1 protein-coding gene is annotated in these 13694 nt (G+C 33.9%); it reads left to right on the top strand.

The features are described from left to right. The first annotated feature begins 23 nt into the window (after window positions 1-23). Window positions 24-13670 (top strand): ankyrin repeat domain-containing protein, encoded by a 13647-nt coding sequence (locus AAGD79_RS04225; protein WP_341811169.1) that lies wholly within the window; start codon window positions 24-26, stop codon window positions 13668-13670. Window positions 13671-13694: the final 24 nt, after the last annotated feature.

The following is a 13694-nucleotide window of genomic DNA, read 5'->3' as shown; positions in this document are numbered from 1 at the left end:
ATTATATATTGTTGGAGGATTTTGTGCCAAATCAAGAGAAACCACAAGGTTTTGAATTAATAGAGTTGTTGATTCGAGAAGCAGGTTCAAATGCAGGAGCTAGCCCAAGTACTTCAACTCAACAAGGAAGTGATTTTGAATCTTTCAAAGCAAGGTTTCAGTCATATATCGATCAAATTCCATCATATTTACATTCAGTAGGTAAAGCAGGGTTTTTTCCGCATTTCTTTTTAGGAAGCTTTTCTACTTTGATAGATACAGAGATTGCGAAAAAGCTAGATATTGAAAAAATATATTTTAGTTTTGATGGTTCGAAAACTCTGAAAGTGGCTGTTATAAGAAAAGGTGGTATTACAAATCAGAAAAGCGCGATTGAGAAGGTAAATCTTTTTGTGATTTCAGAGTTTGGTAAGAATGATAGTAAGAGTAAAAAATTTACCTATGGTGAGCTAGAAGAGATACTGGGTCAATCAAATTTACCTGCACAGAATGAACATGTGAGAAGTGCTAAAGATGATCTTAAAGTTAAATTAGTAAAAATTGTTAAAGCCACAGGGGAAATATCTGTTGAAGTAAAAGATGACAAGTTGGATAAGAATACTTCTGCAACACATGAGTTTAAGGAAATAAAAAAGGGGTTATGGAATAATCCAGAAAGTGATATAGCTAAGCTGACTAATCCTGATGTGGAAAAAGTGAAAAAGCCTGTTGAAAATATTCTAAAAAAAGTTAGTAAAATTCACTCTGAATATAAGAATTCACTTACCTGTGCTCAAGAAACAAGAGAAGCAGCACATCATGGGTTTATAGCAGGAGCTCTTGTGAATTTCCGCTATAGACACAATCTTAGGGTTTACTTAGAGCAATTTGCAGGAAGAGGTTACGCTGATATTGTTCTAGTGCCTCGTGGTAAGGATAGGTCATTGAATGCCGTTCCTATTATTATAGAGATGAAGGCTGCTACTAAAGCAGAGTTAAAAGAAGGTAAAATAGGAGAAAAGAGTAGAACTACACCAACTGCTGCTTTAAAGCAAGCTGAGGATTATACAAAAGGTTTTCAACCGAATGTAATGAGAGTTTTAACTACTGCAAATGATATTCTGTGTGTTGGTGTAAATCTTGACCATCCATCTCCTATTTCAGATATTTTGGATAAGTCACGCAATCAAAAAATAATTCCTCTTTTTAACCAAATATTGATATCTATTGATGGACGAAATAATGGTGAGATTACACAAGAACAATTAGAAACACGAATTCAAGAAAATATAGAGCGTATCTATCATACATTTCCTGGTACGGGAGAGAAGGGAGATAATCATTATTTCAGTAGGTTTTTATTAGGCCAATCATTACTGTTAAACGAAGTTAAAGCTTTGGAAAGCGATTTCGAAAAGCATGTTTTTATTTATGGTGAAAATATACCTACCGAAACTCGTTCTGAAGGTAGTGGAAGGGGTGTTCCTCAACGTCAAGCAGCTAAGGAAGCCGGTAAAAAATTAGCTGAGTCGAACAAGCTTGATGAAAGCCATGCAGTTGTAACAATGGTATTTGTTCCGGAAAATGATGAGAGATTAGTTTATGTAATGAATATTGTTGAATCAGATGGAAGAGCTGAAATATTAAAAAAAGGCATTCCTCTTAATAAACTTGAACAAAAGATAGGAAATAGAAAGGTAGTAGAATTAAATCTTAATTTTAATATAAAAGAACAAAAATCAGATTTTAAAAAATATTTTAGTGTTGAAGTTAATGAGCCTATTTCTCTAGGAGAGTATAATGGTAAAAAATCTGATAAGTTTAAAGGTGATTTTAAGAATGTTCCTTACCCTAAGGATTTTAAGAAAACATTTGATGAAGTACTAGTATCTCAGCTTGCTTCTTTACAAGATCAATCTTCATCAATAGGTAAGTACAAGAAGTTATTTGGCAAAGTAGGCGAGGCAATATTACCTTTTAAAGATTTAATAAAAAAAGAAGCACATACTCAAGCTGTGTTTCATGGAGCATTTAGCCACTATAGTGATATAAATCTAGGAGGATCACAAGAAAACAGGGCGTTAGTATTAACAGAGTTTCAAACTGGAAGGGGAAAACGTATTGATATGCTAGTTCATGGTATTAAGTTCGCAGGTGATGATAGCAATGCTAAGGAATATACTCCTGTAGGGTTAGAGCTTAAAGGACCAAGGGAAGGCAAGACAGCTGATGCGTTAAAAGATGAGGCAAATAGACAAATCGCTGATGAGTATACGAAGGGTGTTACTTATAAAACGCTTACAGATGGGAATGAAGTGGATTTTATGGGTGTTGTATTCGATAAAGGAGCAAATAGTGCAAATTCTCTTATTCTGGGAAGCAAAGATGAGTTCACTCCTGTTATAGTAGTGCACAGTTCTGTACATGTGATTCCTACTGATCAAGTAGCACAATCTATTGATATATCTAAGGGAGAACATTTAAGAGGAGGACAAGAAGTAATCCAGAAGTTGAAAAATCTTGGTATACAAGAGGAGAATCTACGTACATTAGAATCTGCAGCAGCAGAACAAGATTATCATTATTGGCTGCAGCAACATGATATAGCTGATATTGCAAGAATAAAATATGGTTATGGAATTGATGGAGCTGACACATTATTTGAAGTAGTGGGATCACCGAAGCATATAGCTAATCAATTACAACAGTTTCAGAATAGCGTAGCAACAAGAGGTGAAAAAAGACCATTAACTTTGATTGTTAATTTAGATAATAATCACTGGGTTACGTTAGTCATTTCCCATCAAAATGGGCAGTATAATGGATACTATGTAGACTCGTTGGGTAATAATGTTCCAGATAACATTCGTCAAGTTTTACAACAGGCTCGAATTACCGTTAATGATGTTTCTATTGCTCAACAAAGAGATGGTTATAATTGCGGCTTATGGGCGTTGGAGAATGCTAAAGATATTAATACTGTGTTGCAAGAAGATAGATTACGTAATATTCCTGATGAAATACGTAACCGGTTGCAGATTCAAGGAAGAAATGAAGATCATTTTATACACATGAGAGAAGGCATTTCAAACGAGTTAAGTATAGATCCACAACGCATAGCTAACTTAGAGGCTGTACTTGCTGAAACACAAGCACCTAGAAAGAAATTTGACCTAAATAATTGTGTAAAACAAGGTAGTAGAAAAAGAAGAAGTATTAATCCTTGTTTATTTTCATTGGATGATGTAAAAAAGTTTATTAAGGGAAGGATAGATGAAAATAATATAGATAAGGTTATAGTTGATAGTGAAAAGTTCCTAACTTATGTTAAAAGTAGTCAAAATAAAGGGAAAAATGCTCAGCTAATAGAGTTCGTTGGAGATAAAAATATCGAAGGTAATCATAAGTACTTATTTGATAAGGTAGTTGAAGATAAAGGGTACGGACGTTATATTGAAAATGAACGTATTAAGAATTTGCACGGTGACATTTCACAGCAAACTGGTAGTACAACAAAAAGCTCAAAGTTGAAAAGCAGGTTAATGAACGCTGCAGGTGGAATACAATTAATAAGAGGAATTCATGGAGCTATCGTATCTTGTAAAGATGGAACAGCAATAGATTGTGGATTAAATTTAGGTGGGATAGCATGGTCTTTTGCATCTCAACCAATTGAGAATGTAATGGTTCAAATTACTCCAAAAATTGTAGCATCAGCTGAAAAGGTTGTGGGAAAAATTATACCAAGTACTTTAGGTAAACAGACAAAATTTGCTGTTCGAGTTATGGGAGTAAAATTTGGAAGCACGATAGCAAGAGGTACAGCAGGAGCTATAACCGGTGTCTTTGATATTGTTGATATAGGCATGTCAGCAAGTAATCTTGTGGATTGTAAAAAAAGGGAGAATAGTGATAATCCATGTGGAGAGAAAGAAATAAGAGATAATATAGCAACTATATCTTTTTCCACTATATCGTTTGTATCTGGTGTTGCGCTTACAGCACTTAGTATGCCTGGAATTGGTATTGCAGCTGGAGTTGCATTGATGGTAGCTTCTGGGGTTTATAGCGGTGTTAGCAATATCGTGGAATACGAGAAAAAGTATGATACAACCCATGATGAAAATTGGCGTATTTTTTGGCATACATTTGCTTTTCAACCTATACCACAAGATGTACAACATCTTGCAGCAAGAAAGGAAATGGTTAATAGTCTCACTAAAGGAGCGTGGCAAACTTTAAATAATAGCCTTAATAGTACTGTTGCTTATGGTATTGGTTTTGGAAAAGTAAGTGGTAATACGCTTCGTCCAGATTATGCAAAGATTCTTATGAATAAAGAAGAAAGGGCTAATACAAGAAGTCTTTCACGTGTTATACCTCATCGTATTGAAGATGCTAGCAGGATTTGTTTACCACAGGTTACTGATCAAGATTATGAAAAAGAAGGTACAACAAATTCACTCGACTTTGCTTCGTATTATTGTGAAAATTCAATGGTTATTAGTCATGATAATAGGGTAAAGGGGAAACAAAAGGATAAAACAATTGTTTATGATTTAAGCAATGTAAACAAAGGTGCCATCGTTGGAAATAACGAATGGAGCAATAATTTTTTAATTGACTCAGGTACAGCAGAAATAACTGGTGGCAATAAGGTAGTAAATAGGTTTATTGTAAACAGCATTGACTTCTCAGGTAAAATTATTGGTGGAGGTAATTCTGTTAATATACTTGATTTAAGCCAATTGAAAGATAAAGTTATAGGAGTGAATGTTAATTATCGTTTTAAGCCTAGTGCCTCTGGATCATTAAAGGCAAGAGTAAATGGTCGTTGGCTAATCAATGATCAAATTGATAATAATGGCATCTTTAGTTACTACTATGTTGGAAGAAAGAACAAGGTGGATGAGATTTCGTGCATGGGTTACTCTGAACACTTTACAGGAATCGATGATCGTGACGTTATCATAGATAGTAGTGGTGGTTCTAATAAAAATGAGAAAGATGTAGTTGAAAATTGTAAAAAAGTAATTATTTCGCCGTATACTACAGTTAAGGGTGGAAAGAGCAATTATACTTTTTACGTAAAAGCTGCAGACTACAAAGGTAATGGTTTATATTCAGAAATTGATGTAGATGGAACAGGAACTGTAATTTTTCCGGAAATTGATTTATTAGGTGATTGTGATCAAATAACTTACTCTACAAATAGTAATACTTTATCTTTAAAAATAAATTTTGGTCAAAACAATCAATTTACTCTTGATGTAAAAAATTATGTCGAGCAAAGCAGTAATAAACCTCACTTTGCACTAATAGACAAAAATGGTAGTAATATTGTTCCTAAGATTGAAAGATCAGACTTATCAACTATAAAAATTACTTCATTTGAATTACATTCAGAACATTCCTTAGATAATTTTGACGATGTTGCAAGTCATTATAAGAAAATTCCAAACAATAACAAGGATTACAAAGTCTTTAGTGTTATCAGAGATAGAGTACAGAATCAGGGTAATAGTGCAGTTCCACATATGGTTTTTGGTTCTCTGGAAGATGATGTAATAAACTTCGATCAAGGAACTATTTTTGCTAGGGGAGGAGGAGGAAGTGATGTGTATTTTATTAGCAATGATATAAATAGTGGAGAAGTTAAAATTGATAATAACTCAAGTGATAAAAAACTAGATACACTATTTATGTCGGCAGTTGAGAAAGATTTTTCAATCCAGCAATGTGATCTGTATTTAAAATACAATAATAGTAACATTCGAGTGAAAAACTACTTTCAAGATCCTAATTATAGGCATCTTATAATTATGAACAAAAAAGGAGAAACTTTTATCCCCAATATACAATCAATGTCCTGTTCTCCCTCTTCTTCGGGAAAGGGTAAATTAGTTCCTTTTTTACAGGCTACACAAACTCAGAATATGTTTTTGTTATCTAAGGATTTTCAAGGTGATCATGTAGTGATAGATTCTCGTCTTAAAGATATTAAAAAGTATAAAGATAAAGATGATCTCTTATTAATAAGAGAAAGTGAAATTCCTTTTATGATTAGAATAGAAGGTTTTTATACTGAACAAAGCAAATGGGAAAATATTTCTTATTCTCTATGGAATAATGATCATTTTTCTCCATCTCCTGAGTTATTAGAGAACGTTGATAATGTAATGGAGCATAAGGATAAACTTAGAAGTGACTATGAAAGAGTTGTAAAAGAATATATTGAAGACTTTAGTAACTCTACTAGTATCACTCAACACAATCAAAAATTAGAAAAAAATATTTCTACTTCTGTAGGACAAGATGAGGAACGCATAGGAGTAATGATATTAAAGAATATTACTCCTGGTCAAGTTGAAATTTTCAGCAATGGTGCAGATCTGATATTTCGCGATAAGATGTCTAATCATACGATCAATATAAAAGATTGGGATAATAATGAATTTCATAGAATTTCTACGTTGGAGTTTGATCTAGGTTTAGAACCAATAACGCTCCGTAGATTAGATAGGTTTAGTTTATCTGAGGTAAGAAAAATACAAGCTTTAATTGATAAAGCTTCAGAAAATTACCAAAATAGAAGTAAATATACTCCTAAAGTAGAAAATGACTTTAAATGTTTGATGTCAGTTGATGATTTTGAAAGAGAAAACAAAGAGCCAACACATCAATGTCTTGGTTTTTCTTCACTCCAGGAACGGGTCGGGTTTACAGAAAATTCCTGTAGTTTAGAGCAAATTAAGGAACTTAAAAGTAAAATACCAAGTAGCAGTCAGATTTTATCATTGCTTGAAAAGTTAGAAAACAACCTTTTGCTGAATGGTTATGATAGGAACATAATAGATCGGTGTAATAAGTGGATGACAACTTCTGGATTGGGAGTATTAAAACCATTGGTAAGCAGAGCAGATGGTGAAGGTAAAAGTGATGAAGTTAAAACTCTTCTTGATAGAACTGCTAACAGAAGTAATGTCAATGTTGAACATAAGAATCAGTGTTCACAAAACTGGACGGCTTTGAATTATGCTGTTTATAACGGTAATGTGGAATTAAGCCAAAGTATACTTAAACCATTTTTAAAAAAGAAAGGTGACATTAATGCCTTAACTAGTTGCAACGATGATAATTGGGCGCTTTTACATTATGCTGTTCACTACGATAATCTTGATATGGTTAGCTTTCTTATAGATAAAGGTGCTAAGGTTGACATTCAAAGTAAAAAGGGTAAGACGCCTCTATATTTGGCTATTGAGGAAGCCAAGCAGTTGGATATAGTTAAGCTTCTCCTTGATAGAGGTGCGGATATCAAGATTAAGTACAATGGTAGAACACCTCTGTACTTAGCTGCTTACAATGGTAATTTAGATATAATCACATTTTTTTGTGATAGGATTAAAGCTGAAAGTAACAACTTATTTAAAATAGAGCAGATTAAATTTTTAAAGGAGGAAGTTGTTAACCAAGCGAATATTCCATCCGATACAAAAAGATTGGTAGAGTCTTGTATAAGCAGTTTAAGAGGTTCGATAAAAAGTGAAGCAAAAAGGGTGCTAAAGGACGGTATGCTGAATGGTCGTAGTGCTTCAACTATTGAACTTTTGGATGAGGTTTATAATTTTGATGAAAAGTTGTTTGATAGAGCAATTAAGGAAGCTGTAAATGACACATATTCAAGTGTAGGTATAGAAGGAATATTAAAGTTTATAGCCAGTCACAATTATATTGGTCAGTTTATTTCAGGTTACATAGCTGTGTTTGACAAAATACCAGAGGATGATGGTGCAATGTTTAAATTAGCTTACTCTATTAGAGAGACCATGAAAATGCCTAGGGTCAATTCAGAAGAGAAATCTGATCTTGAAAAGCTAAAAAACAAATTACCAGAATCAGTGAGCAATGCAGTATTTTCTTCAGAGGTATGTATTAAAAATGTTGAGTATGGAAGGTACTTGTACTCACCTAATAATGATTGCATGTACCACTTAAACAATTGTGACAGGGATAGGCGGTATGTGTTCACTTGGCCTTCAAATGGAAATAGTGATCAATTTAAGTGGAAGGTTGAGCTCAATGGCGATAATGTGTATTTAAAGAATGTTGAGTATGGAAGGTATTTGTATTCGCCTAATGATGATTGTACATACCACTTAAACGATTGTGACAGGGGTAGGCGGTATGCGTTTACCTGGCCTTCAAATAGCAATAGTGATCAATTTAAGTGGAAGGTTGAGCCTAATGGTGATAATGTGTATCTCAAGAATGTTGAGTATGGAAGGTACTTATATTCACCTAATAGTGCTTCTACTTTCCAAGTTGACAATAACAGGCGGTATGTGTTTACCTGGCCTTCAAATGAAGAGGGTGGTCAATTTAAGTGGAAAATTGAAAATTGTGGATCTACTCGCAAGAGACGTAGCATACAAGAATTAAATGGTTATAATCAAACTGTAGTAGACTATCAGTCAATATTGACTGAAGAAAATAGTCAGCAAATAGCAAGTAGAATATCTGCTATAGTTGAAGATATTGAAAGGCACACCTTTGTAAATCAGTCAAAAAATAAGTTAGATTTAGATAGTTATTTAAATAATAGAGGGAGAAGCAATGCTGCGGATTCTATGAAGAGAGATGTATGTAGTGAACTCAATGCAAGTAGGAAAAGAAATATTGTTCTAAGCGGAAACGATGTATGCTCAATTACCTCAGGTTATGAAACACTTGATGTTGAAAACTTCCATATTCAAGAAGTAGTGATTAATGATGATGCTGATGGGAAGAAAAGTTTAAGAAGTACATTAGACCTACATCATTTGGTGCAGCAGATAAATAGGGATTTGAGTATAAAACCGATACCAACAGTTATTAAAGGCAAAAGTGATTTATTAATTAAGTTATCTATATCAGCTACTGGCTTACAGCAAGATGTAATAACAGTCAGGCTGAAAGATGCACTTGTAAATAAGTGGTATAAAAAATTACAAATTATTTTTGATAATGCACCGATGGAAATCGATGATAGTTTAGGTTTAAAGTCTTCGTTCTTTATTTCTGATGAAAAAATTATTGTAGTAACACCTCAAGACATAGAAGAAAAGAATAAATTAGTAATATCTAAAAAAGCAGGACAGTATACCTATCTTCATGATAAATACGACTTGATAGTTACCAATGCTTTTAATGCTAATATAGAAGCAAGCGAGTTGTGTATTATATATTTTAGAGATTTCTATAAAGAACCTAAAATGGAAACATTATCTATAAGGTTTATTGACAAAGAAATATTATTAAGTAATGAAATAGATAAAATACATAATTCAGATAGTATTGATAAATTAAATAATGTGAGTTCTATTGTTAATTCACAAGAGAGTTTTATACATTCAGAGGTTTCAAACAGTGGAGACATAAATGCTCAAGGTAAACTTGACAGAACACTGTTGCATCTTGCTTCCGAGGCTGGTGAATTTGATAAGGTGAAACTTCTTCTTGATAGAGGTGCTAATATTGAAGTTCAAGATAAATTTGGGTACACACCAATATTTCTTGCTACTCAGTCAGGTAAATGGAGTATAGTAAAACTACTCCTTGATAGAGGAGCTAATATTGATGCTCAAGATGAGAAAGGTCAAACACTTTTACACTTTGCTGCGTCAGGGAATAATTTAGATATGGTTCAATTCCTTCTTGACAGAGGCGCTAATATTGAAATTCAAGACAAGCTTGCTTGGACACCAATACTTTATGCTGCTCAGTCAGGTAAATGGAATGTGGTAAAACTTCTTATTAGTAACGGTGCTAAATTTAATAATGAAATAACGATTCAAGGAACGCCTTTACATTTTGCTGTGCAAGAGGGTAACTTGGATATAATTAGATTTCTTCTTGATGAAGGTGCTGACACTGAATCTCAAGACAAAGATAATAAAAAGCCTTTACATCTTGCTGTTGAAGCAGACAGGTTGAACATAGTAGAACTTCTTCTTGATAGAGGTGCTAGTGTCAATGCTAAAGATGAGAATAATAAAACACCTTTAGACTTAGCCACTAAAGAAGATGTGAAAGAGCTTTTGAAGAGAGCACAATTGGATCAAGGATTGTTAATTAGTGCACAAGATGGTAATCTTGATAAAGTAGTAGAATATTTTATCGGGAAGAGAGTCAGCTTAAAGGTTAAAGACAGAGATGGTAAAACACCTTTAGATTTAGCTGAGCAGAAGGGTCACACAGATATAGCAAAAGTGATAAAGCAGATGCAGTTAGAGTTGGATAAAAAACTGTTATCTGCAGTAAAAAATGGTGATCTTAATAAAGTTGAGGATTTTATTAGCCAAGGTACTAGCTTAGAGGTGAAAGATAGCAATGGTAACACTCTTTTACATTATGCTTCTCAGAATGATCATTTGGAAGTAGTAGAATATCTTATCAAAAAGGGAGCTAGCTTAAAAGCTAAAAATAAAGATGGTAAAACACCTTTAGATTTGGCTCTTCAAAAGAATTATATAAGTATAATAGAATTTTTGAAAAAAACACAATTAGATTTAGATGAAGAATTGTTAGCTACAGTAAAAGGTGACGATCTTAATAGAGTCAAAGCTCTTGTTAGCCAAGGTGCTAGTTTAGAGGCGAAAGATAACAGTAATAATACTCCTTTACATAATGCTTGTAATAATGGTCATGTAAAAGTAGTAGAATATCTTATCCAAGAGGGAGATAGATTAAAGGCTAAAAACAAAGATGGTGAAGCACCTTTACACGTAGCTGTCCAACATGATGGCACACTTGAAGTAATTGAGTTTATTTTGAGCAGAGATCTTAGTGGTATTAATGATATAACTAATAACGGTAAAACGCCTTTACATTTAGCTATACGAGAAGATAAGCCAAATACGGTTCAACTCCTTCTCAGAAAAGGTGCAAATATTGCAGTTAAAGATAAAAATGGTAAAACATCTCTAGATCTGGCCAAACAAGAAGATTACACAAATATAGTAGAAATGATAGAAGAAGTACAATCAGATTTAGATGAAGGATTGTTGACCGCAGTACAAGATGGTAATCTCAATGAAGCTGAAGGTCTTGTTAGTCGGAATGCTAATGTTAATACTAGAGATAAGTACAGTTGGACACCACTACATTGGGCTGCGTATAAAGGTCATTTAGAAGTTGCAGAGTTTTTAGTAAAGAAAGGTGCTGATGTTAATGCTGCAAGTGAAAATCTTTATGGCAGCAGACCTATACATATTGCTATTGAGAACAATAATAAAAATATTATAGAGTTTCTTCTCAGCAAAGAAGTAGGTGTTAATGATACTGACAAGCAAGGTTATACGCCACTGCACTATGCAGCATGGAGAGGCCGTTTAGAGGTTGCAAGGTTCTTGATAGAAAAAGGAGCTGATATCAATGCTGCAGACACTTCTACTGCTGGTAAAAAACCTATACATGTTGCTGCTGAAAATAATAGTGAAAGTGTTATAGAGTTTCTTCTTGAAAAGGGAGTGAGCGTTGATGAGGCTGATAAAAATGGTTGGACACCACTACACTATGCTGCTAGGTTCGGCCAACCAGAGGTTGCAAAATTTCTGATAGAAAAAGGAGCTGATATCAATGTTGCAGATGCTTCTATTGCTGGTAAAAGACCCATACATGTTGCCACTGAGGAGAATAATAAGGATATTATAGAGTTTTTTCTGAGCAAGGGAGTGAGTGTTAATGATACTGACAAAGATAGCAGGACACCACTACACTGGGCTTCTTGGAGCGGCCATTTAGATTTGGTAAAGTATTTTATAGATAAAGGGGCCAACATTAATGCTGAATGCAATGATAGTAAAACACCGCTAGATGTTGCTATTGATCTGAAATATAATAATGTTGTAGAGTATTTACAGCGAACACAATTAGACCTAAATGAACAATTATTAGCTGCAGTACAAGGTGGAGATTTTAAGAAAGTTAAAGACCTTGTAAGCCGAGGTGCTAGCTTAGATGCTAAAGATAAGGAAGGTAAAATACCTTTGCATTTTGCTGCTCAAGAAGGTAATCTGGACATGGTCCAGTTTTTTCTTAATAGAGGTGCTAACACTAAGGCTGAAGACATGTATGGTTGGACCCCTTTACACTTTGCTTCTGCTTACGGTAAGTTTGATGTAGTTAAATTTTTTCTTGATAGCAATATTAACATTAGAGCTAAAGATAGATATGGTGATACACCTTTACATTTGGCTGCCCAAAATAATGATAAATCTGAAATAGTTGAGTCTTTTTTAGATAGTGATGCTAATAACATTAACGATAGAACTAATAATGGTTGGACACCTTTACATGTAGCTTTACAAGGAAATAAGCCAAGTACAGTTAAACTTCTTCTTGGTGTAGGTGCTGACATTGAAGTTCAGGATATTTTCGGTGAAACACCTTTGGTCATAGCTACTCGAGCAGGTTATACAGATATAGTCAAGATTTTAGAACAAGAACAATTAGGCAAAGAGTTGTTTACTGCTGTAAGAGAATATGATTTTTCTAGAGTTGAAAAGCTTATCAGTCGAGGAGCTAATATTGATACTAAAAACAAGAATGGTAAGACGCCGCTAGATATTGCTATTAATACAAAGAACGCTCTTGAAGAGAATCAAGGATCTCTCAATAATGCATTATCGCTTGGCCAACAAGGTCGTATAGTGAGAATTTTAGAACATGAACAATTAAACAGGAAGTTATTTACTGCTGTAAGAGAAGAAAATCTCCCTAAAGTTAGAGAGCTTATCAGTCGAGGGGCTAATATCGATACTGAAAGGGATGGTAAAACACCACTAGATGTTGCTAAAGAAAAACTTAGAGAACATAGTAAAAATGAAGAATGTAGTGATGTTGTGCAGTGCTTAGAAAAACTCAATCAGAAAAGAGGAGAAGCTGTACAACGTAAACGCCGTCATTTACTGAATGAGTTGCTAGGTTCAAGTAATCAACCTGAGATAGCAGCAAGTGGTAGTACAAGACCATCTTCATGGATAAATGATTTGTTTAGTTGGGTGAAAAGTTCTGTAGGTGGGTTTAGAGCTGTTTTACCTGAGGAAACATCAAGTACTACAAGTTCAATTTTACAAGTTGATGCGCCAATAGATGTAAATGGTACGATAATGTTACTTGATGTGCTTGTTAGAAAGGTTACGGGTCAAAAATACATTTTTACATCAGATCAGAACGTATCATTACTGGAAGCGCAGGGCTATGCATTGAATATTACAGAGAAATTTGAGAAAGTAGTAGAGCAAGCTGCATTAAAAAGTGGCATATCAATGCATCGGTTAAATATTGATTATATGGGAATGCAGAAAGAGATTACTAAAAAAGTCATGAGTGGTAAATTTAATGAAATTTCAGGGATTTCAAAATCGTATATAGAGAAAGCATGTCCTGGTGAAGAATCTGGTAAATTAAGTCCGAAGAAATTTGAAAAGTTTATAGCTCAATTTAATAAGGGGCTGCTAAATCAATCAATAGAGCAGATATTACACAACAGAGGTGGTAGATTAGAAGTTGATGGTACAAAAAAACAGCAGATAAGTTTAGAGCCTCAAAGTTATTTAAGTAATGCTTCAGTTCACAGCCATTCAGAAGTATCAACTTGTCTTTCTGAGATAGGAGTAACCAAGCTTGGAGGTAATATCAATAGGTAGGTTATAATATAAGAGGTGCAGCTA

Origin of the sequence: Wolbachia endosymbiont (group A) of Oxytorus armatus, from assembly GCF_964027005.1 — a bacterium.
Taxonomy (GTDB): domain Bacteria; phylum Pseudomonadota; class Alphaproteobacteria; order Rickettsiales; family Anaplasmataceae; genus Wolbachia; species Wolbachia pipientis.
This window is presented reverse-complemented; position numbering and strand designations above follow the sequence as displayed.